23 protein-coding genes are annotated in these 26,142 nt (G+C 36.0%); 14 read left to right on the forward strand and 9 right to left on the reverse strand.

The window, feature by feature from the left end:
* Positions 1–284: 284 nt before the first annotated feature.
* On the reverse strand, positions 285–1,676 hold the full coding sequence (locus tag ACHUE4_RS08135) for a bifunctional metallophosphatase/5'-nucleotidase (RefSeq protein WP_394188875.1): 1,392 nt from the start codon (positions 1,674–1,676) through the stop codon (positions 285–287).
* Between the two features lie 205 nt (positions 1,677–1,881).
* Here ACHUE4_RS08135 and ACHUE4_RS08140 point away from each other — a divergent pair, with 205 nt between their 5' ends.
* Together ACHUE4_RS08140 and ACHUE4_RS08145 are read left to right on the forward strand one after the other, a co-directional pair.
* The gene (locus ACHUE4_RS08140; RefSeq protein WP_394188876.1) at positions 1,882–2,394 is read left to right on the forward strand and encodes a DUF4275 family protein; all 513 of its coding nucleotides are present in this window, start codon (positions 1,882–1,884) and stop codon (positions 2,392–2,394) included.
* Between the two features lie 72 nt (positions 2,395–2,466).
* Complete coding sequence (locus tag ACHUE4_RS08145) at positions 2,467–3,417, forward strand: DUF2268 domain-containing putative Zn-dependent protease (RefSeq protein ID WP_394188877.1); 951 nt, start codon at positions 2,467–2,469, stop codon at positions 3,415–3,417.
* A 110-nt stretch (positions 3,418–3,527) separates the two neighbouring features.
* Here ACHUE4_RS08145 and ACHUE4_RS08150 read toward each other — a convergent pair whose 3' ends face one another.
* The 3 genes from ACHUE4_RS08150 to ACHUE4_RS08160 form a co-directional block, all read right to left on the reverse strand.
* The gene (locus tag ACHUE4_RS08150; protein ID WP_394188878.1) at positions 3,528–4,583 is read right to left on the reverse strand and encodes a hypothetical protein; all 1,056 of its coding nucleotides are present in this window, start codon (positions 4,581–4,583) and stop codon (positions 3,528–3,530) included.
* Positions 4,584–4,606: 23 nt separating this feature from the next.
* Entirely contained in the window at positions 4,607–5,041 is a 435-nt protein-coding gene (locus tag ACHUE4_RS08155; RefSeq protein WP_394188879.1) for an HIT family protein, read from the reverse strand.
* 122 nt (positions 5,042–5,163) lie between these two features.
* Entirely contained in the window at positions 5,164–5,556 is a 393-nt protein-coding gene (locus tag ACHUE4_RS08160) for a hypothetical protein (protein ID WP_394188880.1), read from the reverse strand.
* A 54-nt stretch (positions 5,557–5,610) separates the two neighbouring features.
* Here ACHUE4_RS08160 and ACHUE4_RS08165 point away from each other — a divergent pair, with 54 nt between their 5' ends.
* The 6 genes from ACHUE4_RS08165 to ACHUE4_RS08190 all read left to right on the forward strand — a co-directional run bounded on the left by ACHUE4_RS08165 (position 5,611) and on the right by ACHUE4_RS08190 (position 12,907).
* Positions 5,611–7,506 (forward strand): PrkA family serine protein kinase, encoded by a 1,896-nt coding sequence (locus tag ACHUE4_RS08165; protein WP_394188881.1) that lies wholly within the window; start codon positions 5,611–5,613, stop codon positions 7,504–7,506.
* A 132-nt stretch (positions 7,507–7,638) separates the two neighbouring features.
* Positions 7,639–8,796, forward strand: a complete 1,158-nt coding sequence (gene yhbH / locus ACHUE4_RS08170) for a sporulation protein YhbH (protein WP_394188882.1) — start codon at positions 7,639–7,641, stop codon at positions 8,794–8,796.
* Positions 8,797–8,816: 20 nt separating this feature from the next.
* Entirely contained in the window at positions 8,817–10,211 is a 1,395-nt protein-coding gene (locus tag ACHUE4_RS08175; RefSeq protein WP_394188883.1) for a SpoVR family protein, read from the forward strand.
* Between the two features lie 282 nt (positions 10,212–10,493).
* Entirely contained in the window at positions 10,494–11,189 is a 696-nt protein-coding gene (locus ACHUE4_RS08180) for a hypothetical protein (RefSeq protein WP_394189090.1), read from the forward strand.
* A 1-nt stretch (position 11,190) separates the two neighbouring features.
* Complete coding sequence (locus ACHUE4_RS08185; RefSeq protein ID WP_394188884.1) at positions 11,191–11,931, forward strand: hypothetical protein; 741 nt, start codon at positions 11,191–11,193, stop codon at positions 11,929–11,931.
* A gap of 160 nt (positions 11,932–12,091) precedes the next feature.
* Entirely contained in the window at positions 12,092–12,907 is an 816-nt protein-coding gene (locus ACHUE4_RS08190) for an inositol monophosphatase family protein (RefSeq protein WP_394188885.1), read from the forward strand.
* 79 nt (positions 12,908–12,986) lie between these two features.
* Here ACHUE4_RS08190 and ACHUE4_RS08195 read toward each other — a convergent pair whose 3' ends face one another.
* Complete coding sequence (locus ACHUE4_RS08195) at positions 12,987–13,664, reverse strand: hypothetical protein (protein WP_394188886.1); 678 nt, start codon at positions 13,662–13,664, stop codon at positions 12,987–12,989.
* 355 nt (positions 13,665–14,019) lie between these two features.
* Between ACHUE4_RS08195 and ACHUE4_RS08200 the strand changes: the two genes are divergently transcribed.
* On the forward strand, positions 14,020–16,557 hold the full coding sequence (locus ACHUE4_RS08200; RefSeq protein WP_394188887.1) for a glycoside hydrolase family 31 protein: 2,538 nt from the start codon (positions 14,020–14,022) through the stop codon (positions 16,555–16,557).
* Between the two features lie 299 nt (positions 16,558–16,856).
* Here ACHUE4_RS08200 and ACHUE4_RS08205 read toward each other — a convergent pair whose 3' ends face one another.
* On the reverse strand, positions 16,857–17,801 hold the full coding sequence (locus ACHUE4_RS08205) for an ABC transporter permease (RefSeq protein WP_394189092.1): 945 nt from the start codon (positions 17,799–17,801) through the stop codon (positions 16,857–16,859).
* Between the two features lie 333 nt (positions 17,802–18,134).
* On the opposite strand from ACHUE4_RS08205, the gene tnpB reads away from it, so the two are divergent.
* Positions 18,135–19,268: an IS200/IS605 family element RNA-guided endonuclease TnpB gene (gene tnpB, locus ACHUE4_RS08210; protein WP_394188888.1), complete on the forward strand. Its 1,134-nt coding sequence runs from the start codon at positions 18,135–18,137 to the stop codon at positions 19,266–19,268.
* A gap of 434 nt (positions 19,269–19,702) precedes the next feature.
* On the opposite strand, the gene ACHUE4_RS08215 is transcribed toward tnpB, so the two are convergent.
* Positions 19,703–19,999 (reverse strand): hypothetical protein, encoded by a 297-nt coding sequence (locus ACHUE4_RS08215; protein ID WP_394188889.1) that lies wholly within the window; start codon positions 19,997–19,999, stop codon positions 19,703–19,705.
* A gap of 152 nt (positions 20,000–20,151) precedes the next feature.
* Between ACHUE4_RS08215 and ACHUE4_RS08220 the strand changes: the two genes are divergently transcribed.
* Positions 20,152–21,072 (forward strand): patatin-like phospholipase family protein, encoded by a 921-nt coding sequence (locus ACHUE4_RS08220; protein WP_394188890.1) that lies wholly within the window; start codon positions 20,152–20,154, stop codon positions 21,070–21,072.
* Between the two features lie 61 nt (positions 21,073–21,133).
* On the opposite strand, the gene ACHUE4_RS08225 is transcribed toward ACHUE4_RS08220, so the two are convergent.
* Positions 21,134–21,349, reverse strand: a complete 216-nt coding sequence (locus ACHUE4_RS08225; protein ID WP_394188891.1) for a small, acid-soluble spore protein tlp — start codon at positions 21,347–21,349, stop codon at positions 21,134–21,136.
* A 75-nt stretch (positions 21,350–21,424) separates the two neighbouring features.
* Positions 21,425–22,252: a non-homologous end joining protein Ku gene (gene ku / locus ACHUE4_RS08230; RefSeq protein WP_394188892.1), complete on the reverse strand. Its 828-nt coding sequence runs from the start codon at positions 22,250–22,252 to the stop codon at positions 21,425–21,427.
* Between the two features lie 111 nt (positions 22,253–22,363).
* On the opposite strand from ku, the gene ACHUE4_RS08235 reads away from it, so the two are divergent.
* The 3 genes from ACHUE4_RS08235 to ACHUE4_RS08245 all read left to right on the forward strand — a co-directional run bounded on the left by ACHUE4_RS08235 (position 22,364) and on the right by ACHUE4_RS08245 (position 25,956).
* Positions 22,364–24,208, forward strand: a complete 1,845-nt coding sequence (locus ACHUE4_RS08235) for a DNA ligase D (protein WP_394188893.1) — start codon at positions 22,364–22,366, stop codon at positions 24,206–24,208.
* A gap of 81 nt (positions 24,209–24,289) precedes the next feature.
* Positions 24,290–24,550 (forward strand): hypothetical protein, encoded by a 261-nt coding sequence (locus ACHUE4_RS08240; RefSeq protein ID WP_394188894.1) that lies wholly within the window; start codon positions 24,290–24,292, stop codon positions 24,548–24,550.
* 170 nt (positions 24,551–24,720) lie between these two features.
* On the forward strand, positions 24,721–25,956 hold the full coding sequence (locus ACHUE4_RS08245; protein ID WP_394188895.1) for an MFS transporter: 1,236 nt from the start codon (positions 24,721–24,723) through the stop codon (positions 25,954–25,956).
* The last annotated feature ends 186 nt before the right edge of the window (positions 25,957–26,142 follow it).

Below are 26,142 nucleotides of genomic sequence, written 5' to 3' on the forward strand. Positions count from 1 at the left end.
GCTTTAAATAAATACAAAGAAACAATCGCTAAAACTAGCGAAGCATAAATTTCCTTGCTTAACTAACGGATGCTTTAGTTAATAAGACATGGTACAAACACATATGTTTTTGGCTATTTTTGAATGTTCGATAGTTACATTTAGGGTCAAATTAATATTTTATTTCTAGTTATTAAACTATTCCTGATACTTGTGTATTTTTAAAGAGCTCAAATCATTTACGAATTTGAGCTCTATTTGTATGTTTAATTTAGTTTTTGTACCAAATAAAAAAACGGTTTTTTCTATTCACTATGGCATTTCCTTAAGTAGTCAATAAAAATATCTTTAACCATTAACACTTTGGAGTAGTCGATTAGTTTATTTCCATTAACACTTGGATATCCGCTTACTTCTTCATATACAAGAGGCATGCCAGTTCCAATTGTATAGGTCTTACTAAAATCAATGGGTTCCCCGTTAATTTGAATGTCCGAAATATTGTTATCGAGTTCGGTCCAAATCACACCAGCAAATTGGAGTTTTCCAATGCTCCCACCTTGAGGGCGGAAACCGTTCCCATACACTTTTCTATTTGTGATTTCTTCATTTAGAGTCTCATTTAGTAAACCAGCAATTTGTTCACCTGTTAATTCGATTAGTGCCGAGGATTGCATACTCTTACATGCATTTACTATATCACCTTTTGTGATATCCCCACCGGCTACTCCGCTAGAAGCAGCCCCTCCATACATAATTCCAATGTCAGATTGCCAAAAGTCTTTGACGCTATGAGCCATTAACTTTACTAATTCTTCGTGAATAATATCATCATCAGAGTTGTAGATAATTTCAGATAAAAATTTATCCGTAACTACTCGAGCTCTATCTACAATCTCACTTAATTCCGGATCGCTAACATCATCCATTGATATCTCGGTTAAATGACCTGTATGATCAACTACTTTCTTTTGATCCGTATCCACAGTAACTTTTAGTTCACCTAAATACTTTCCAAAAGAACCTGCTTGTACGACGACGATATCAGAAACAAATTCTGGCTGGTTCAATACGGTATGACTATGTGCACCAACAATGACATCAACTAGCCCGGATAATTCCTTGGTAAGCCCTAAATCTGTGTGATAACCCATATGTGATAGGAAAATAATGAGGTTAGCTCCGTCATTTCTTAACTTCTCAACTGCAAGCTCGATTTCTTTAACCGTATTTTTATTGCGCAAGCCGTGCTTCTTTTCATAGGTATCTTCAAATTGATCAGTAGCTCCAAAAAGTCCGATCTTTAAATGCTCCCCAACTTCAAGTAATAATGTCTCTTTTGTCCCACCAATTTGTGAGCCATCTGCTTCTTCTATATTAAGTAAAAGCCAAGGTACTTTGGATTGTTGACTGAGTTCTCGAATTCTTTCCATAGGTAAACGCAACAGTTCATTATTTCCAACTGTCATCGCATCATAACCAGTGGCAGCAAGCATTTCAAGATGGATAGCTCCAGAAGTAGCTAAACATTCATTCATGCTCAAATCCATATGATCACCGCCATCTAAAACAATCACATTTTCTCCTTGGTCCAATAACTCTTGCTTCCTCTTTTTAATTAACGCCGCTTGTCTAAGTGCTAAATCATAGTGACCATGCAAATCATTCGTATGTAATATTGTAAGTGTTTCCTTCATATTCGACCTCCGTTAAATAAAACCCATTATTATGTAATTATAGCATTGATAATAATGTATGTTTCAATATAAGTTTATTGAAACCTATTGCATTTATTTTCGTAGTAATTAGTAGAATTTACCTTTAAAACCAATTATTTAACTAGCATTTTAAAATAATGAAAGTGTCTTATACAACTTTGATTGACTGGAGAGGAATATTTATATGTTTTCGTCTTATAAAGAGCAAATCAATAAAATTATTGACCAACTTCCCGAAGATAAAGTATTAGATGTCTTAATAGCTGCAGAATTTGCGAAAGAAAGAACAGACTTTGTTCAATATTTGACCAAAAAAGGAGTAATTGTAACTGAATTGATTGGTGAAAGACAGGATTTTAAAGAGAAGTGGGAGAGTGAATTTACAAAAACTATTCCTAAAGAAATGAAAAAAGAAATCTCATTTGAATCGTTTCTTTGGCACGTTTTTAGTTATGAAGTTTTGGATTGTATTGAAAAAGAAGATTCAATAGTTGCTTTTAATAACATGAAAAAAGAAAACTGTTTTGCTTTCTATCAACATCTAGATTTAGTCTATAAGCTTGAAAATGCTTCAAGTATAACCGCTGCGGATTTTGAAAAGGAACAAGACATTTTTGTTGCAGACGAAGATTATTCTTGGACTTATATTCATACTCATGAAACAGAATGTGGTCCTTATTTTTATAAGAAATCATAATTATGAACTTCTATACAGGATGAAAAATGCCGTCGCCATTAAAAATCAAAAGAAGAGTAGGAGGGAAAGTTGTTGAAAAAAATTAGTTCTTTTGCGTTAATAATTAGCTTATCATTTTTACTTATTAGTTGTAATGAGACAGAAAAAGTAAAGAGTCCAACACCTGAGATGGACGATAATCCGATCGTGTTTAAACATAAGGAACAAGAATTTAAAATCTTTACTTATTATGATGAATTCGAAGGATTTTTGGAAAGTGCCAAAAAACAACCAGACAATATTGATGAACTTTATGAAGAAGCAATTGTAAAACAAGTTAGTTCGGATATGGGAATCCCACGTTTAAAACATTGGATGTTAACACCTCCTAAAGATGTGGAGGCTATGGACGAATTATTGGAGAATTTAACGGAAAAGAAAACATTAATAAACGAATTGGTAATTGAAGCTCTAAAAGAATCATCAGATTTGCTTCCTGGAGAAGATAAGTTCATTTATGTTTTACCATCAACTCCGCAAAATAAATCATCGCTTAAAAAGGTGAATTATGTGACTGGCGAGGCGTTTAACAAATATACAATGATCATTTTGGTCGACCCTTCATTTCTTGAAATAGACATAAAACATACCATCGCACATGAATATCATCATCTTGTTGCGATGGAAAGTGAAGTAGGAGATACACTGATTGAAAAAGTCGTATTAGAGGGAAAGGCAGAAGCATTTTCGAAAAAAATGTATCCAAGCATTGATGTACCGTGGGTCAAGCCATTAAAAGGATACTACAAAGAAGAGTCATGGAAAATTTTCAATGAGAATTTAAACTCAGCTGATTATGAGGTTTGGTCAGATTTCTTCTTTGGTAACCGAGGTAAAGGGATTCTCCCCTTGTCCAACTACAAAATTGGTTATGAAATTATGGAGAGTTTTTTGATGGAAAATCCCGACGTCTCATTAGAAGAATGGACACAGATGTCAGCTGAAGACATTTATGCAAAGAGCAATTTAACGGGAATGGAATAATGGATTTAAATTATAGTGTTTGGTTAAGGACTGTCAGATTATAATTAATTGACAGCCCTTTTTGTTGCCATCCACAGTGATATTTGACTCAACCCGGAAATTAGAAAAGTTCAGGTGAATTTTAGTAAATCAATTAACTTATCATGAAAAACAGACAATCTTTCTCCTACATCTTCTTTAGACCCATAACGGATGATTTGTTCTTCGTTTAATCCTTCTTCCAACATACGAACGTGATTCACAGCTGAATCCAATACTTGAAGCATTTGTTCTCCTCTTAGGATCACAATTGAATCGGGATTTTGTGCACAATAACCTTTTACAAAACCATCCGCAATGCCCTTTAATGTTTCTTGGCACTCATTAAATTGATGCTTTTTATAGCGTTCCGTATGTGAGAGTTCTACAAATAACGTTTCATACAAATTTAAAAAGTTTCCTGCCATTACTTCGCCAAAATACAAGATTGGAAGAGGGTCAATGAGTCTAATTTGCCCCTTATCGATTAACCAATTCTCTGGAGATGCATCTTGATTTGTTAATACGGGATGGCTGATTGCTTTTAAACGAGTTTCGCAGATCTTTTTTATGCCATCCCTTAAATCGGGGTTGTCAAAAATGGGTCTCTTTAGTGACAATTCATGGTAGTCATCCATTACTTCTTTACATTCATCTTCAATGAATTCTTGGAAATCACTCAAAAAATGACCATGTAGACCTCTTTCTTTATTCCATGTTAAATATCCCAATCCTTCGAGACCATGATCAACCTGTTCAACTTCCCTATATAATTGACCAATTACTTCACCCATTTCTAGTGCATCGTCTTTACTTAATGTATGTAAATTCACATGATTTCCTGCAAAAGATTCGATGGTATAGGTTAACTCTACTGATACATGGTATACGAACATTTCAGGGGCAGCACCGGGTACGACTTGATTCACAGAGCGATAATAAAGATCAGTCCCACCATATTCTGCTTTTAAAGCTGCTTCATCGTAAGGAACCTCTTTGTTGTAGGCGAATTTTTTAGGTATTCGTAAAACAAGTGGTTCGTGTTGGTCGCCCGTCAACTTCCAAGCTTGATGCCACGCCCCTTCACCTAAGTATTCTGCCTTTGAATTAATATAATTTGAATGTTGTAATACGTTTTTGAGTGTCATGATGATTACTCCTTTAATATTTACTACTTAGAACCTATTACTTCTCGAATAGCTTCGCTTAAATTACTTTGTGTTTCTCTCAATTTTGCCGGGTCTTCTATTAAAATCTGTTCACCTTCCATGTAGAAAGTGGCGAATGGTTGGTCTTTATATCTTGGAACCACATGCATATGATAATGTGTCAATTCATTAAAAACCCCACCATTTTGACATATCGTGATTCCATCAGGCTTATACAGTTTTTTAATCGCTTTTGAAATAAACATAGAAGCTTTCATTATTGAATCGGCTGTACTTTCATCTAATTCATCGGCGTCGAGAATATGACTTTTCGGCAATATTAATACATGACCTTCATTGAATGGTTCATGATCTAAGAAACAACTAATATAGTCATCTTCAAACACAACATAAACCGGTTCTTTTTCGTTCGCTAACCTACAACCTATACATTCCATAAACACACAACCTTATCTATTGGTAAATTCTGATAAAATTATTTTAACATAGAGAAATTAGAAAACAACTTAGCTTTAGTTGGAGGATTGTCATTTTGGTAAGTGGAGTTGTCCAATAAACTTTATACCGAATCAAGAAAGGAACACATAAACTTTCCCAAATTAATTCTATTTTTTAGTTTATTCTTTTTCAAGTTGATATTGGATTGAAGTGGAAGACGGCGACTCCAGCGGGAATAGCATGAGCTGAAGGCACCGCAGAAAAGATGCTGGCTAAAGCCAGTGTCTTTGCGACGAGTAACCGCAGGAGCAGGTGTTTTGAAGCGACGAGGAGACTGAAGCCATGCCCGCGGAACGCGTCCGTCTGAAACGGAAATCATTTCACGGAAAACTTTGATTCTGATTGATAAATCCCATGTTTGATTAATAAATCTCCAGTTTGATTGATAACTCCCGTAACCGAAAAAATTCAGCTCTCTACCTTTCACTACCCCTTCGCATTTCTTCGTCATCATCACAACCCTCCACTCATACTATAAATAAACCAACCCCTGAATGGAGGGAAAAGTATGGACATCTTAAATAAGGTGAAAAGCTACCGAGAAGAAGAGAATAAACTCAAGTGGGAAGGCACATTTTCCGATTACTTAGCCATTGTGAAGGAACGACCAGAAGTTGCTCAAACCGCTCACTCACGGGTTTACAATATGATTAAGAGTGCTGGAGTTACAGAAGAAGATGGACAGAAACGATATCAATTTTTTGGCAATGAAATATTTGGACTCGAAACTGCACTTGAACGACTCGTGGAAGAATACTTTCATCCAGCTGCCAAAAGATTAGATGTTCGCAAACGGATTCTTCTTTTAATGGGTCCTGTAAGTGGTGGTAAATCGACTCTTGTTACCTTGCTTAAACGAGGCTTCGAGAAGTATTCAAGAACAGATGAGGGTGCGGTTTACGCTATAAAAGGTTGTCCCATGCATGAAGATCCTCTTCATTTAATTCCTCACGAGCTGCGCAAAGACTTCTTCGAGGAATATGGCATTCATATTGAAGGGAGCTTGTCTCCACTCAATGCGATGCGATTAGAAAAAGAATATGGTGGACGAATTGAAGATGTGCGAGTTGAGCGGATTTTCTTTTCCGAGGATAAACGAGTCGGAATCGGAACGTATACCCCGTCCGATCCTAAATCTCAAGACATCGCTGATTTAACCGGCAGCATAGACTTCTCAACGATTGCCGAATTTGGTTCTGAATCAGACCCTCGTGCTTATCGGTTCGATGGCGAATTAAATAAAGCGAATCGAGGAATGATGGAGTTTCAAGAAATGTTGAAACTAGATGAAAAGTTTCTCTGGCTTTTATTGTCGTTAACACAGGAAGGTAATTTCAAAGCTGGAAGATTTGCGTTAATTTCCGCCGATGAATTAATTATTGCGCATACGAACGAAACCGAGTACCATTCGTTTATTTCCAATAAAAAGAACGAGGCTCTTCATTCAAGAATCATCGTTATGCCAATTCCTTATAATTTGAAAGTGAGTGAGGAAGAACATATCTATGAAAAAATGATTAAAGAAAGTGATATGACGCATGTTCATATTGCACCTCAAGCGCTAAGAACAGCGGCTATTTTTTCAATTTTAACGAGACTGGAAACGCCTAAGAAACAAGGCATTGATATCGTCAAAAAAATGCGACTGTATGATGGGGAAAACGTGGAAGGTTATAACCAACTTGATGTTGAAGAGTTGAAGAAGGAGTTTCCTACTGAAGGCATGCATGGAATTGATCCGCGCTATGTCATCAACCGGATTTCTTCAGCCATTATTCGCAAAGAAGTACCTTCTATTAATGCACTAGACGTTTTGCGTTCATTAAAAGATGGACTTGATCAACATGCTTCGATCTCACAAGAAGATCGTGAAAAGTATTTAAATTATATTTCGATTGCGCGAAAAGAATATGATGAAATTGCGAAGAAGGAAATTCAAAAAGCCTTTGTTTACTCGTACGAAGAATCAGCTATTACGTTAATGGATAACTACCTCGACAATGTGGAAGCATTTTGTAATAAAAACAAAATGAGAGACTCACTTACTGGGGAAGAAATGCAGCCAGATGAAAAATTAATGCGCTCGATTGAAGAGCAAATTGGTATTTCAGAAAATGCGAAAAAAGCATTCCGCGAAGAAATTTTAATCCGTTTGTCTGCTTATGCAAGAAAAGGCACACGCTTTGACTATAATTCACATGAACGTTTGCGTGAAGCGATTCAAAAGAAACTATTTGCGGATTTAAAAGATGTCGTGAAAATTACCACTTCATCGAAAACGCCTGATGAGTCACAACTGAAAAAAGTAAACGAAGTGGTTGCGCGATTAATAGATGAGCATGGGTACAATTCGATTTCTGCGAATGAATTATTGCGATACGTTGGAAGTCTGCTTAACCGATAAAATGATAGAAACAAGACTAATTATTTTTCATTAGTCTTGTTTTTTATTTGCCCTGACATGTTCATAACTTGATTGTCCGTGCATATGATAAGGAAATTAAAAGCTTCTATTAAAAGATGGGTGTGGATGGAAATGAACGAAAACCAACATAATCGTTTTGTCATCTCACAGGAAAACTGGTCGCTTCACAGAAAAGGATACCAAGATCAGAAACGTCACATGGACAAAGTAAAAGAAGCCATTAAAAATAATTTGCCGGATTTAATTAGTGAAGAAAGTATTATCATGTCAAATGGACGAGATGTGATAAAAATCCCGATACGTTCATTGGATGAATACAAAATTCGATACAATTACGATCAGTCAAAACATGTCGGTCAAGGCGATGGAGATAGTCAAATAGGCGATATCCTGGCACGTGATCCTAACAATGGGAAAAATGGTCAGGGTCAAGGTAAGGAAGCGGGCGACAAACCCGGCCAAGATTATTATGAAGCTGAAGTGACGCTCGAAGAACTTCAAGAGGTTTTATTTAAAGAGTTGGAATTACCGAATTTAAAACAAAAGGAAACAGCCGATCATACCATTGAAAAGATTGAGTTTAATGATATTCGCAGAAAAGGTCTTATGGGGAATATTGATAAAAAGCGTACGATTTTAACCGCTATCAAACGAAATGCTTCGAAAGGGAAAGCTGAAATTTCCCCAATTCATAATGATGATTTGCGTTATAAAACATGGAATGATGTCATTAAACCTGATTCCAAAGCAGTTGTTTTAGCAATGATGGATACAAGTGCTTCTATGGGTGTCTTTGAAAAATATATGGCTCGCAGTTTCTTTTTCTGGATGACTAAATTTTTACGTACGAAATACGAAACCGTTGAAATTGAATTTATTGCTCATCATACAGAAGCCAAGGTGGTTTCGGAGCAAGATTTCTTTAATAAAGGGGAGAGCGGTGGAACCATTTGTTCCTCAGCCTATGAAAAAGCAATTGAACTCATTGAACAAAAATACAGTCCATCTAGGTTTAATATTTACCCTGTACACTTCTCGGACGGGGAAAATATGACGAGAGACAATGAGAAATGTGTAAAGCTAGTCAATGAATTAATGGATGTTTCGAGCATGTTTGGATATGGAGAAGTAAATGTGCATGGTCGCTATTCGACTTTAATGTCCGTCTATAAAGGGATTTCAAATGATAAGTTTCGTCATTATGTATTAAGAGAAAAACAAGATGTCTACCACGCAATGAAACGATTTTTTCAAAAAGGAGAAAAATAACACGCGAAGGGATTAAGTTGATGGATAAAGAGCTTCATCGTGCGATTGCTGAAATTACGGAAATTGCCTCGGGATTTGGCCTTGATTTTTATCCAATGCGCTATGAAATTTGTCCAGCAGATATTGTTTATACATTCGGTGCATACGGGATGCCGACACGTTTTTCTCATTGGAGTTTCGGGAAGCAATTTCATAAGATGAAGCTTCAATATGATTTAGGATTGAGCCAAATATATGAGCTCGTCATTAATTCGGATCCATGCTATGCGTTTTTGCTGCATACGAACAGTCTGACACAAAACAAACTGATCATTGCTCACGTACTTGCTCACTGCGATTTCTTTAAAAACAATGTCCGCTTTTCTAATACAAGACGCGATATGGTTGAAAGCATGACTGCAACGGCTGAACGAATTATGAATTATGAATTGATTCATGGGAAAGAAGAGGTCGAACGGTTTTTAGACGCTGCATTAGCCATCCAGGAACATATTGACCCTTCGATAATTAAGCATAAACACAACGAAGAACTTGATGAGGAAAATGAGATCACTGTACGGAAAACGCCTTATGACGATTTATGGGGAATTGATTATAAGGAACCTGACAATAAAAAGATTTTAAAGAAGAGAAAAAAATTTCCGCTTAGTCCAGAAAAAGACCTTCTATTGTTTATTCAAGAATACAGTACTGAACTTGAAGAGTGGCAACGTGATATTTTAACAATGATGCGAGAAGAAATGCTCTATTTTTGGCCACAAATCGAGACGAAAATCATGAATGAAGGTTGGGCAACTTTCTGGCATCAGCGAATATTACGAGAAATGGATTTAACGACGGATGAGGCAATTGAATTTTCTCTTTTAAACGCAAATGTTGTGCAGCCTTCCAAAACAAGTATCAATCCCTATTACTTAGGGCTGAAAATTTATGAAGATATTGAAAGAAGATACAACGAACCTTCTGAGGAAATGTTGAGATTAGGGGTTAAGCCTCAGTCAGGTAGAGAGAAAATGTTTGAAGTACGAGAAATTGAATCTGATATTTCTTTCATTCGAAACTACTTAACAAAAGATTTGGTGAAGCAAGAGGATCTTTATTTGTTCGAGAAAAAGGATGGAAAATATATCGTGACAGATAAAGATTATGAACATGTACGTGACCGACTTGTTTCCATGCGTGTGAACGGAAGCTTTCCGTACATTGTCGTAGATGATGGCGATTATTCACGTAATGGAGAGTTGTATTTAAAACATGGCTATGAAGGAACTGAACTAGACCCACAGTATTTAGAAAATGTGCTTCCGTATATTTATCAATTATGGGGAAGACCCGTTTATATGGAGACTTTTCTAGATAATAAACCGATGGTGTATATGTATGATGGGAAAAAGGTGAGTCGGAGAATTATATAACTGAAGTGGTCACGTTGATAAATAGGTATGATGAAATCGACATTAGAAACTGTATAGAAATTCAAGAGTGGCCGATATTTTGTTTCGGTCGCTTCTTTTTGATTATAGATTCTTTGATTATTTTTTGGAGGGTAATGAAAACCTATTATATTTTAAATGAAAATTTTGGAAGGTGAATATTTAGATGGTGTCGAAATGAATCATAGGAGTTTAATCTATCTATTTACTATTTGACTCCAACATAGAAAAAAGGAATTAAGGGGAATGAACTTCTTGGAGAGTATGAACATCATTGAATTGATTGCGACGATTTCAGCTTGGATTGTAATTGGGTGGTTAACCAATTTTCTATATACCAAGCAAGAAGTGAGACCAACATTGTGGAAGGTTCTACTGATTATATTTATAGGGTTTTTTACTTTTTCAATTAATTGGCAGATGTTTAATAGCTATATAAAAATTCCGATTTTACCTCTTGGAGTTTGGATTTTGTATGCAGTATTTAAAAATAAGAGCAAAAAGTGGGAATTATATCGACCATTTGCATGGCTAGGTTTTTACGCCAATTTTATCTTTTTAATCGCGTTACTACTGGCATTACCTTTTAATCATTTCATTTATCCCGAAAGTGAATTTGAAACCTATATTTCAAATATTGAAAATGCTTCAGTCGTAAATATTCACCCATCTGCTAAAGATAGCTCTTTAGATAAAGAGCGGCTTAAAAAGCAAACTCCATTTTTAAGTGATGAATTGGTTCAAAGTCATGAATGGTATCTTGAGATGGAGTTGAATAAACATTCCAAGAAAGTAGTCGAACGTTTTCCTTATCAACTTATTGGATTTTCGACTAAATGGGGAAGTGGCTTGAAGACGGTCGTTTATTTAGAAAAGGATGGAAAAGGTATACTCATTTCAACTAAAAATAAGCAATTATACTTTCGTTCTGAGCACTCACTGATTAAGGGAGGAAACTAGAATGAAGAAAAAAAGGTTGCTTATCGTAATTGGAGTACCTGTCAGTGTACTGGTTGGATTTTTCATTTATTGGTTTGTTTATTCAAACCCGACTTCGTTCCCTAATCATGAACAATTATCGAAAGAGATGAATCTTATCTTTCCAGAAGCAAAAGTTGAGGTTATTCAAGACACCATCCAATTGGATGAGAAGCATGTATTTGTTCCATTTATTTCTGCTGAAAATCAAAATGGGGTAAGTTATTGGGTATGGCAAAATCGGAAATGGAATGTTGGATCTATTAGTACCACTGGTGAACCACATATATGGAAAATTGACGAAAATGATCCTTCTACTTTCCATTTTGTGTGGAATTTACAGAATGAAGATCAAGTTCATCATATAAAGTTCTTTTTGATAAGAGATCGATCATTTTATGTAACAGATGGTGTTGAAGATTATAGTCCAAGAATCCAATTAGATAATAATGTAGCATTAAACAATAAATCTTACGGTGTGAGTCAATTGTCTAAGGAATGGGTTTCAGTCATAGACTCTCATGAAGAATTTTTATTATCCAAGCAGCCTGATATGTTTTTCAATTCATTTTTCTCGAATTCATCCATGCACTTTGGTTGGGTTCCGTACAACGAGAAAAATGAAGTATCGTTTGGTAATGGTTCTTATAATAGTAGCGGGTATACCAATATTGATGTAAACACTGAATTTGTGATGTTTTTAGATAAGATGGAGATTGAATAAAAAGTGGATAGGCTTTATAAAACGAAACAGAGCGGCCGAGATTTTGTATCGGTCGCTCATTTTTTATACATATTCATAAATTGGATAGGAAATTCTGGTAATGTTCTCTAAATAATATGATACGATAAAAATAACATACAACATTTCTCGGGAGGTCTATATGCAAGAGACATTAATCAGAGCGCAAGAAGTTGCCAGTAAAGTCATTATAGAAGCAGGAAATATAGCGAAAGATCGATTTGATAAATCATATAGTATTGAAGTAAAAGATGATTTTGGTGATGTAGTAACCGAAGTCGATCATTTGGCAGAAGGCGTTATTTTAAATGAATTAAGTCGAGCGTTTCCTGATCACAGAATCCATAGTGAAGAAGCTGGAGATAATGGGTTAAAAAGTGATTGGCTATGGATGATTGATCCACTAGATGGAACCAATAATTTCGCTATTGGTTTCCCCGTATTTTCAGTGTCCATTACTCTTTTATACAAGAGAGAACCTGTTCTGGGTGTGATTTATGAGCCGATGGTAAACCGACTATTTATTTCTAGTTTAAATGGAGGGTTCATTTGCAATAACAAAATAATAAAAATCAAAAAGAATGAAAATGTGAATAGACTTACTGTAGGGTGGATACAAGGACATGCAGTTCAAAATGATGAAAAAGCAGTCCGTTTAAGACATTACATAGATGTTAATTCAAAACGCATGATGAGATTATGGGCTCCAACTTTACAGTGGTGTATGTTGGCAAAAGGCGATATAGATGGAATCATTCTATATAACTCGGAAGGTGATGATCTATACTCTGGCATATTAATGGTGAAAGAAGCGGGAGGAATAGTCGTTGATTTTCAAGGAAATGATTTTATAGGCATGAACAGGGAACCTTATTTAATCGCATGTCATCCTGATCACAAACATCATTTTATGCAGATGGTAAAAGAAGGACTTAAACCTCAATTAGCTAGTGTTTAAAGTCAAAGAATCAGTTTTATTACTTCAAATTAATAAACAGTAGGTATTGTAGACATCCATTCAATACCTACTGTTTTGTTTACTGAATAATCATATCTTCAAAACCAGGCAAATCGTCCATATGACTCGCAATCATAGCGATAATGGTGCTCGCTTCTTCTTTTGCGAAGGTGAACTGACTTTCATCTTTGAAGACTTCATCATCAGTCCAAAGTCGATTTACCCTCCGTAAGACACCTTCACCTGTAGCACTAACAACCCCAAATTGATAGGTTGTTTCCACTTCATCTTCAATATAAAAGGCAGTGACTTCTGGAGTTTCCCATTCGATTCCTGAAACACTAACCTCATTTATTTCATCTTCAATCTCAGTAATCTCGTATGAATCATCGTCATCCTCATCATCACCATCTTCAGCTTCATCCACATAATACATTTCATGTTCTCCGTTTAAAAAGGCATGAAAGCTTTCATGAACAGCGTCGATAACATCCTCAATATCAGCAAGAATAACTCTTGCTGGTTGTTCAAATTCTACATCAAAGCTTTCAAGATAGAATTCTTCATTATGAGGATCGAACAATAGGGTGCAAAAGTATTCTCTTTCGCCATTTAGCGTATCCACAAAAAATTCGATGCGTGGATGTTTTGTGCTCTGATCAATCGTCATATGACCAATTTGGTCATACTCTTCACAAATAGATTCCAGCTGTTCTTGAAGTTCGCCAGTTACTCTGTTAAACCATTCCAACGCCATATTATTAGCACCCCTTTAGATTTGTTTCTTCAATGAATTATCATGTCCTAAATTGACTGTTTTTCTCATGCCATTTATAACCAAATTTAAAATTCGATTTAAACAAATAGTAAATATTATAGGAGAATAATAAGTAGTAGTTTCTTGATAACTCACTAGTTCATATGGTTCTTTTTAAATCTTAAATGGAACTGCTTACATCTAGTGTGTTAGTACTTTAACACACTGAAGTGACAACTGGTTAGGTCATTCGACACCAATGTTTTCAAGGTGTCCTTGCATGTTTGAATTCATTGACGGTTGGTTCATGTCTTCGTTATATTTCTACAAGTAATAAAAAAGAAGAGGTGCATACATGAAAAACAGTAAACAATTGTTGAGAGTATTCGTTATTTTTGCTTTAGCTTTAATACTTCCCCTCTCAACAGCATTAACAACTGCAATGGCAGCTGTAACTCAGCCAGAAGCAGATACACCATTAAAGAAAGAAAATTTACAAAAGCTTTCCGTCAAGTCAGTTGAAAAATTAAACGATGGAGTAAAGCTAGACTTAGGAACAAATGAAGCATATATTCGCGTGTTCGCAGATGACTTAGTTAAAATCTCTCTTGTGAAAAAAGGGGAAAAAGAATATACCTCTCGCGGAATCGCAAAAACGCAATGGAAAACTCCTAAATTCTCCACGAAAGATTCCAAAGATAGTCTCACAATTTCTACAAAAGAATTAAATGTGACCATCAAAAAAACTCCTTTTGGTATTAAGTTTACGGATAAAAAAGGCAATGTGATTAATGAAGATTACATGGGAGCAGGTGGCGCTTCAGGTTATGAAGATGGCAAGCCCTATGTATTCAAGAAAACCGATAAAAATGAAGACTTCTATGGTTTTGGTGAACAATCTGGTCTTGAATTTAACAAACGAGGCAAAAGTATTGGGCACTGGAATACAGATGCTTACTCATATACGAAAGATACAAAATATCTTTATACGTCGATTCCATTCTTCATGGGGTTAAAAAATGAAAAAGCATATGGTATTTTCTTTGATAACACACATCGTTCATACTTTGAAATGGCAAGTGAATCAGACGACTACTACTATTTCTATGCAAATGGTGGGAAGCTAACATATTATTTCATGTACGGACCAGAAGTATCAGACGTACTTGATCGTTATACAGAAATTACAGGAAAAATGGAAATGCCTGCTGAATGGACGCTAGGTCTTCACCAAAGTAAATGGGGATATACAGCAGATGAAATTACAGATGTTGCTCAAACATATCGAGACAAAGAAATTCCATTAGACACCATGCATTTTGACATTGACTATATGGATGAATACCGTGTATTTACTTGGACTCAAGAATACAAGGATGCTCTTAAGAAATTAAAATCTATGCCAGGATTTAAAGCAATCGCTATTAATGATCCAGCTGTAAAACAAGATGAAAACTATCGTATTTACCAAGAAGGAACTAAAAATGACTTCTGGGCAAAAAATGCGGATGGAACACCTTTCATTGGACCTGTATGGCCAGGAGACTCAGCTTTCCCTGACTTCTCAAAACAAGAAGTTCGCGACTGGTGGGCAAAAAATCATGACGTATTATTTGATGAAGGTATTGATGGTATATGGAATGACATGAACGAACCAGCTGTATTTTTAGATGGTGGAATTTATAATCATACAATGCCTTTAGATAATTACTTTGGCTATGATGACAATAAAATTATTCACACGGAGTACCACAATCTTTACGGACATGACGAAGCAGAAGCTACTTACGATGCATTCAAAATGCATAAGCCGAACGAACGTCCTTTTGTTTTAACACGTGATATGTATTCAGGAACACAACGTTTCGCTGCTCTATGGACAGGTGATAACGTAAGTAACTGGGAACACTTACAAATGTCGATTCCTATGAATATGAATGCTGGTATGTCTGGTATTTCATTCGTTGGTAATGATATTGGTGGATTTGCTTCACGTCCAGATGCAGAACTTTTTGCACGTTGGATTCAAGTTGGTGCATTCTTACCGTTTGCACGTATTCATTATGATAGTGATGCAAAAGCAGCAGTGAAACAAGGTCAAGAACCTTGGGCGTTTGGTCCAGAAGTTGAGAAAATCTCTAAGAAATATATTGAAATGAGATATCAATTACTTCCTTACCTATACAATGCTTTCCAAGATTCAACTGAAACTGGTAAACCTGTACAACAACCACTTGTTTATCATTTCCAAGAAGATCCAAACACATACGATATTAGTGATCAATATATGTTTGGAGATAGCATGATGCTTGCACCAGTTATTAATGAAGGTCAAACTTCTCGTGAAGTTTACTTACCTGAAGGCGAAACTTGGGTTGATTTCAATTCAAAAGTGGAGTATAAAGGTGGACAAACAATTACTGTTGCAGCACCTCTAGAAACAATGCCGATTTTCGTGAAGAAAAACAGCATTATACCTACGAGAGAAGTTCAACAATACACAGATCAAAATGAGCTAACTAATCTAACATTAGACACGTATGTAACAGATAAATCGGAGTACACGTTCTATGAAGATGATGCAAAGACTCTTGACTACCAATCAGGGAAATTTAACGAAACGAAATTTACCGTGGTAAACAAGAAAAATGAAATTACGTTTGATCAGAAAGTTCTTAAACAGAATTTCAAATCTGATTTAACACAATTCACGTTAAAATTAAACAATGTAAATCAACCGAAAAAAGTTCAAGCGGCTAACCATAAATATAAAGCTGTAAACACGCTTAAAGCTGTAAATGCTACAAAACGTTCTTACTTCTATGATACAAAAACGAAAACACTATATGTCTCCGTTCCTGTTGAAGAGAAACGAACAGTTAAGATTAAATAAGTAGTAAAGAGGCTATCTAGAAATTCAGTGAGAATTGAATGACGGGTAGCCTCTTTCTTTGTATTTATTTACTCAATACATAAGACAGGAATACAATTGTAAGTCAGGAGAATTGGAAGTATCTGGGTAAACGCTCATAGGATGCTGATTTGAGTGTAAGGTTCTAAGCTGAGAGAGCAAGATAGTCGTTTGAAAGAGAAAGAGTGTCGATTGAACGTGAAAGCTCACCCGAATCTAATAATCTTTCCAATAAAAAACCGTCATCCTTAAAAAGGTGACGGTTTTTTAGAAAAGTTAATTTAACTAATCGCTGTCTTAATGAAATATTTGAACCGCAATAATGCAATTAAAATTCCAAACGCACCATAGCCTAATAACACGAGTAGACCTTGCCAAATATCACTTACATCTGCTCCTCGTACCATGATATTTTGTAAACCGGTCTGTGCCCAGTATTGTGGTGTGAAAATACCAATTGCTCTTGCGAATGAAGGAAGCATTTCAAAGGGAAACCACAGTCCAGCCAACACTGCACCGCCTAAAGAAAATACCTGTGTTAGCGCAAGCCCTTGGTTTTCGCCTTTCACGTTAACGGCCATAGCTAATCCTAAGCCAGTTCCGCAAACTGCTAAGCAAATGACAATTGTACTGATAGCGAAAAGATTGCCCAAGTTCAATCCATATACAAAATGTCCAAAACCAAGGAGAACTGAACATTGAATAATAACACTTAACAAAGCTGGAATCCACATACCGATTAAATATGTTATCGGTTTTAAAGGTGTACTTTGCATACGTGCAACCATACCTGATTCGCTCTCTTGGAAAAAGCGACGGACCATCGTAATCATGATGAAGAACACAAACATGACCGTATACCCTGGAACATATTGTGAAATGGCATCAACTTGTTTTGTGCTGGTGTTGATTTGTTCAATTTGTACAGGAGCGGTCAAAATGTTTTCGACCTCTGCTTCATTCAGACCTGTACTTGCAAGTGCACCAGCTAATTTTTGTTCACGGTAGCCAATTGCTATATTTTCTAAAATGGCCTCAATGGATGCAATTGTCTGTGCTTCTGCCGGATCCCGATAGAATTTTATACCTGCTTGTGAGCTGCTGGAAGTTAACTCTTTCTCAAAATTTTCAGGAATGACGAGAAGGGTAGATATTTTTCCGGATTTTATTTGTTCAACTTGTTCTTGTTCGTTTCTATCAACTTTCTCTAACTCTAAAGCACTGATTCCATCTTAATTGTTCAAGAAATGCTTTTGAGGTTTCTGATTGATCATGGTCAATATATGGAATGGTGAATTTGGTATCCGTGTTCCCAAAAATGGAACCGAATAGAACAATGAACATGATAGGCATGCCAATAAGAAAGAAGAAGTTTCCTTTTTCTCTGACAATGATTTTAAGCTCTTTTATCGTTATCCAACAGAAGACTCCCACCTCAAGGAATGAAAAAGTTGAAGCCTAATGAGTAGGTGGGAGATGAATGTCGGCTGGCGGTATCCAAAACTTTCCTCACGATGATATAATAAGAACAAACATTCGTGTCGTTAGGGGTGGGAATCATGTTAGTCAATAAGGCATACAAATTCCGGATCTATCCAACCAAAGAACAAGAAATCCTCATTGCTAAAACAATCGGATGCAGTCGTTTCGTATTCAATCGCTTTTTAGGGCGATGGAACGATACATACAAAGAAACTGGGAAAGGATTAACGTACCATTCTTGTTCGGCTGAATTAACACATTTAAAAAAGGAATTAATATGGCTAAAAGAAGTTGATAGCATTGCCCTTCAATCCTCACTTAAAAACCTTGCTGATTCCTATTCACGATTCTTCAAGAAACAAAATAAAGCACCACGCTTCAAGTCTAAAAAGAATAAGGTGCAATCCTACACAACGAAAGAAACAAATCATAACATTGCCATTGTAGATAACAAAATAAAATTACCGAAACTGGGTCTTGTTCGCTTTGCAAAAAGTCGTGAAGTAAAAGGTCGTATTATTCGTGCGACTATTAGACAAAATCCTAGTGGCAAATACTTTGTATCCATTTTGGCCGAAACAGTCGTTCAACCATTGGAGAAAACTGATTCATCTATTGGCATAGACTTAGGGATCACTGACTTTGCAATTTTTTCTGATGGTCGCAAGATTGACAATAATAAGTTCACATCAAAGATGGAAAAGAAACTAAAGCGTGAACAACGGAAACTTTCAAGACGTGCATTGAATGCTAAAAACAAGGGGATAAGCCTTCTTGATGCAAAAAACTATCAGAAGCAAAAGATAAAAGTCGCTAGATTGCACGAAAGAATAATGAACCAACGTGACGATTTCCTTAACAAATTAAGTACAGACATCATCAAAAACCACGATATTGTCTGTATCGAAGAGTTGAATACCAAAGGAATGTTACGCAATCATAAGTTAGCAAAATCAATCTCTGATGTATCCTGGTCTGCTTTTGTATCGAAGTTAGAATACAAGGCGAAATGGTATGGTAAAACCGTCGTGAAGATAAGCAGATGGTTCCCGTCTAGTCAAATATGTTCCAATTGTGGACATCAGGATGGCAAGAAATCTCTTGAAATAAGGGATTGGACTTGTCCTATTTGCCACGAATATCACAATAGAGATATAAATGCCAGCAAAAACATCCTAGCCGAAGGCTTAAGAACCTTTGTTTTGGCTTAAACAAAAGGATAGAACCGTAGGAATCTGCGGGGTTAGCTTGGTCAATAAGAGAAGCCTCTGTTGACAAAGAAATACGTCAATAAGTACGCTCTGTTCCCAAGAATCTCCCACTTCAATCAGACCGTAAGGTCGATAAGTGGGGGTAGTTCAAGATAATACTTTTCAACATTGTTTTCGCCTCCAATACGCACGCTTCCTACAAAGCCTTTTCAAAATATGTAGAGGTTTAAATAATGATTAATACCTATGTGACCTTACTATTAGCCTATCATTACACATTGGAAAATTCTAGATGAATTCCAGCAAATATATTGTTGGAAGTTGTCATTATTTCTCGGGAAATAATTTGTAAGAATATTGTATTGTCAATAAACGACAATAAATGAATGCATAGAAAAAGGGGCTAACTAAGACGTTAGCCCCTTAAATAATCCTCACCCTGTATAAGAATCAATGAACTCTTCATGACTGATTGCATAAATCTTTTGATAATTTTTTACCGCTTGAATACGTTCGAGTAAAAGAGGATCTTCTGGTAAATAGATTTTCATTTGATGAATTTCCTCTTTATTTTTATGATAATGAGCTTTTATTTTAGCTTCAGCAAAATCGAATAATGTCACAATATGTGCAGTTTCGTCTGAAGAAGGGATGCAGACGTAGTATACGTATTCATCACGAATTGCTAAGTATTCACCCGTTTCGTCCTTATAATATTTGAATAATAACATCGCTAAACCCCTTTATGTTGATATCAATATTGTAGACGTGGAAGGTGTTTATTATTCATTAAAAGTTTGAAGCTATTCAAGCTTGTTCGACGTTCTAATTTCTCTTATTCATTCTTACAGTGTAAGAAGAGATGAAAAAAGGAGCGTTTTCTATGTTAATTGACGGTGTGTTTTCAGGAGGTGGAATAAAGGATTTTGCTTTAATTGGGGCATATCAAGTGTTAGAGGAAAAAGGATTCCAATTTCATCGTCTTGCTGGTACAAGTGCAGGAGCCATTCTTGCCGGATTTATTGCCGCTGGATATTCTGGAAAAGAAATTGAAAGGTTGTTGGATGAACAAAATTTTAAAATTTTTATGGATCCGCGAAACACCTTTCTGCCTTTTCCCTTTATGAAATGGTTTTTTCTTTATTGGCGAATGGGATTATATCAGGGCAATGCACTTGAAGATTGGCTTGCTGAAAAGTTAGCGATAAAGGGGATTCATTCATTTGGGGATTTACCTGAAGGATCATTAAAATTAATTGCTTCCGATATTACGAATGGCAAGATGTTGGTTCTACCAGATGATTTAGAGCGTTATGGCATACCAGCAAAAACTTTTCCAATTGCTCGTGCTATACGTATGAGTTGTGGCATTCCTTTTTTCTTTGAGCCTGTCAAATTGAACTTGGATTCTGGCGAGTCATTAATTGTGGATGGTGGTGTATTAAGTAACTTTCCTATTTGGTTATTTGATGAACCAAATGGGAGAAAACAACGTCCAGTGATTGGATTGAAAATTAGTCGGGGACATAACGAGACGCCAGTTCATATTGTTAACAATAGTCTAAATCTATTTGAAGCTCTTTTTTCAACGATGCAAAGCGCACATGATTCAAAATATATTTCACGAAAACATGAGAAAAACATCATATTTATTCCTGTAGAAGATACAAAAACGACGGATTTTGATTTGAGTAGTGACACGAAAATAGCACTTTTGGAACAGGGAAGAAAAACGACCATTCATTTCTTGAAAAATTGGTCACCACTTAATATTCAAACTAACGTCCACTCTATGTATCGATAATCTGTATTATCCATTTAAAAGGAGCTCTCATTAGTGAATAACTGAGAGCTCCTTTTGCATGTTAGATATAGCCGTTGATGCGAGATTTTTCTTCAGCGACTACTTCACTATTCAAACCTGAAATGGCTTCCTTACGACGTTCATTTTTTTCCTTAATCCGTGCACGTTCTTTTCCATCAGCTAATGCCATGGCTTCTTCGGCAGCTTCCATATTGTTAATCGTGTTATTCAGTCGTTCTACATTATCGGCTGAGTCATTTGGTAGTGGTCTTGGCATAATGGTTCCTCCTCTTTTTTATTAAGCTTCACATTTGTAGCTTTCCCAAAATCCTGTCTTCTATTTGTAAATGAACTAAGAAGTCTTTGCTTTTGCGGTGCGTTTTCTTGGTGCTGGTTTTTTCTTTTTCGTTTGGTCTAATGAAGCTTGAAGAGCAGACATCAAGTCCGTCACGTTTGACGGCGCAGTTGGTTGTTTTTCAGTCGTTGTTACCGTGAATTTGCCAGATTTCTTCTCTTCGATTAACTCCATTAAGGCTGTTCTGTAATCATCCGTATATTTCTCAGGGTCAAAGGTAGTCGTTAACTGGTCCACTAACATGAGTGCAGTATCTAACTCTTTTTTAACCACCACTTGTTCTTCAGGAATGTTTGGGACATCCTTAAAGTTACGAACTTCATCTGGAAAATGAATCGTTTCCATCAATAAGGTTTCATTGTAAACACGCACTACTGCCAGTTGTTCTTTAGAACGAATCATAATTTTGGCTACGCCAATTTTTCCTGACTCCATTAGAGCTTTTCGTAAAAGGGAATATGCCTTTGCACCACCACTATCAGGCGCCATGAAATAGCTTCGTTCAAAAAAGATGGGATCGATTTCTTCAAGTTTTACAAAATCGATAATCTCTACAGCTTTGTCTTCGTTTTCCTTTTTCAATCTTTCAAGTTCTTCATCGTCCAATACGACAAATTTATTTTTGGCATACTCATATGCTTTTACGATATCTTCACTTTTGACTTCTTCGCTGCAGCCAGAACAAACTTTTTGATAATTGATCGGAGCATTACACTCTTTATGAAGTTGGCGTAATTTAATATCTTTGTTTTCGGTTGCAGTATGAAGCTTCACAGGAATATTGACCAGTCCAAAGCTGATGCTGCCTTTCCAAACGGTATGCATATGTTTCACCTACACTTTCTTTTCCTTACTATGCAATGTTTTGGGTTATTTATGTATCAGATTGGAAAGAACATCAAAAGCTAGGACAAACAATCGAGAGTGGGATGAAAATTGAAGCCTATGCTTTTGTCTTCTGCAACAGAAATTCCTGTCGGAAAGAACTGGCTCTATGAAGTAAAATATGATGGTTTTCGTTGTTTATTAAATTGGGAAAATGAAACACCTATTTTGTTAAGTAGAAATGGGAACGTCTTGAATGAGATGTTTCCTGAAATCATCCGTTTCAGTGAAACGATATACGAAAAAATCAAACCCTTTTTGCCATTAAAAATGGACGGAGAATTAGTGTATTTATCAAATGATGTCCAGAGTACATTTTCTATCGTTCAGTTAAGAGGGCGTATGCGTAATCAGTCGGTTATTCTCGACCAATCAAAGGAATTTCCATGCCATTATATTGCGTTTGACCTGATGGAAATAAACGGCGAGAGTCAAAGTAATCACACCATTGAAGCAAGAAAGAAAGTTCTGCAAACCCTTTTTAAATCGATGAAACTCCCTTTATCAGTTGAACGAGAGAATCCAAATTTAATTCAAGCTATTGACGTTTATAAACACAGCAAGACAGTATGGAATAAAGTTCAAGTTGGACATGGAGAAGGCATCGTTGCAAAGGAAAAATCGAGTAAATGGGAAAGCGATAATCGAACCGGTCAATGGCTCAAAATAAAAAACTGGAAATACGTAACGGTTATTTTAACGAAATATGATCAAAGGAACGGTTTTTTCCATGGTTCCATATTCAATAGAGAAGAGTTAATTGAAGTGGTGACCTTTAAACATGGACTGTCTGAAGATGAAAAGAAAATATTAAGTACCTTATTTCTGTCGAATGGCATTGCGTCTGAAAAGGGTACATGGAGACTCGAGCCGTCTATATGTGTGGATATTGCGACGATTGATTTTGATGGAAAACACATTCGCGAGCCGAGATTTTATGCATTTAATTTCGAGAAGAATCCAGAAGAATGCACTTGGCGTCACATGCAACGTCAGCTTTTTCCTTTGCCTGAAAGGGTTCAGATCACAAACCCTGATAAACCGATTTGGCCAATGATTGGTGTGGAAAAAGATGATTACCTGCTTTATTTACAAAAAGTAGCCCCTTTGATATTGCCTTTTCTTCGTGATCGTCTGCTAACCGTTATTCGATTTACACACGGTGCAGGCAAAGAGAGCTTTTACCAAAAGAATACGCCTGATGCAGTTCCTAAATTTATTATGACCAAAGAAGTGGAGGATACACGGTTTCTATTATGTAATAATGTTGAATCATTGCTATGGCTCGGTAATCAACATGCACTCGAATTTCACATTCCTTTTCAAACCTATTTGACGAATAAACCTCTTGAAATTGTATTTGATTTGGATCCACCATCTGTTAAGGAGTTTTCACTTGCGATCGAAGCGGCAGTTAGAATGAAGGCTATATTTGACCAATTTGGATTGACATCATACGTGAAGACCTCAGGCAGAAAAGGTTTACAAGTTTATATTCCTTTGCCATTAAATGCTTTTACATATGAAGAAACGCGAGTTTTTACTCAGTTTGTATGTAACTTTTTATGTGAACAGGAGCCTCAATGGTTTACGACAGAGCGCTTAATTAAAAACCGCAACAACAAACTATATTTAGACTATGTTCAACATAAAGAAGGAAAGACCATTATTGCACCATACTCTCCACGCGGCACTGAACAGGGGCTAATCGCAACACCTCTTAAATGGAATGAGGTAAATGAAAACTTAAGACCTGAACAGTTTACAATTCATGCAGTATTGGAACGTCTGACAAAACAAGGAGATCCATTTCGGGATTTTCGACATGATATCGATGGACAGGCTTTTAAGAAGGTTTTGAAAGAACTGAAGGAATTAGTTTTCCATGAAAGTTAAGAAAGTATTTAAGGTATGAAAAGCTAGGTGTTTGCCATAATAAGGACGAACTAGTTAAGTAAAAGTTGGGAGGACTTGGCTATGGAAGACCATACAAAAGTAAGTTGGAAAGATGACTCGGTAATCACTCGATTAAACAACTCAGTGGATAATGTGACAATGGCTGTCGGGCAGGCTCTTACCAATCCATCAGAACGTGCCCTTTTACATCTGCAAGATATGATTGAACATGCCGAACGTTCGGTTGCAAATGCCCTTGAAAAAGAAGGAGACATAGAACCTATTCGTAATCTTCAACAACGTTTAGATCAAAGTAAAGCCAAATTTAATACGCTTCATTAATACGAGAATGCATGAAAATCCAGCAGATGAAAAATCTGCTGGATTTTTTCTTTTTGAATATCAGTCATTTGAATGAGACGTTTTCTAGACTAATGAATGAATGGATTTCATGCATTTTCATTTACAGTAAATGTAACAGAAAATTATATGAACAAGAGGAGAATAACATCATGAAAAATCTTCTTCAAGACGCTCGTTTTCGAATGATACTATTTGCCAATATCGCTTCATCAGTAGGGTCTGGCATCACAATGATTGCCATTCCATGGATGCTTGTAACGAGTAAAGATGGAAATGCGGTGTTTGGATATGTAACGATAGCTACAACAATTCTAAGCTTTTTCTTGACGCCTTTTATCGGCAATCTGATAGATAATATGTCTCGAAAGAAATTACTTTTAGTTAGCAAGTTTATCAGTCTGGCATTATTACTCATTTTTTCTTTGATTGGATTTGTGGGGTTAGAATATGAAGTTTGGCATTATATAATCATTTATATGATTGGAACCTTGTATTACACGATTTTTTACCCAACCATGTTCGCGTTAAATCAAGAAATTTTTAACGCTGATCAATACAAAGTATTAAACGGAGCGATGGAAGTTCAAGGGCAGCTATCTAGTGTAATAGCCGGTGCCTTGGCAAGTATTTTATTAACAAAGTGGGAATTACAAACGATTTTATTATTGGATGTTTTAACGTATGCTGCTGCCATTTATTTTTATATACGCATTCCATACGCTCAAGCGAGCCGTCTAAGTACTAATAAATCCTTTAATAAAGCAACGGCTGGTCTTTTGTATATGCTGAAAAGACCCTTAATGTTTATCTTTCTCTTATTTTCAATCATGCCTTTTATTGGCGTCATGATAACGAATTATTTGTTTCCCGTTTATTTAGCAGATGTGTTAAAAACATCTGGAAATGTCTATGGAATTCAAGGAATGGTTTATGGAGTTGGGGCTATTCTAGCAGGAATTTTTGTCCCTTTATTTGCTAGAAAACTAGGAAATGAAAAAACCATGATTTACGGAGTCTTAACATACACACTTGCAATATCATTAATTGTTGTAGCGAATGTGCCATCTTATTTAGCACTGATGCTATTCATAGCTATTGGTAATAGTGGAACAAGAGTTGCAAGAAATTCATACTTAATGGATCAAATCCCTAACGAATTAATCGGAAGAGTCGACAGTTTATTTCGATCGGCAGGTTTACTCATAAGGATTGCACTGCTCGCTCTTTTTACAGGAATGGTTTCAAACGGCCTAATTATGTCTTGTTTTATTGTGCTAAGTGGAATTTTGATCATTTCCTCAGTGTTAATATTGGCATCTTGGAAGAAAGAATTAACATCTGATTATATCGGGGTTAATAAAATAGAGGTTGAGGTAACAACTTAAAGCGTAGGGTTGCCACATTAGTTTTAATAGCCGGGCTATGTTAAATTTAATGGTTGATTTTGAATAGAAAAGTGAGCTTGGATACTTCTCAAGCTCATTATTTCCTGTCTATTTTTTTACTAAACACCCGTTAGTTTAATTAAAACCCTTTAATTAAATGAATAACCTAATTTAATTAATTTCCCT

Source organism: Paenisporosarcina quisquiliarum (assembly GCF_043641925.1).
Taxonomy (GTDB): Bacteria; Bacillota; Bacilli; order Bacillales_A; family Planococcaceae; genus Paenisporosarcina; species Paenisporosarcina quisquiliarum_A.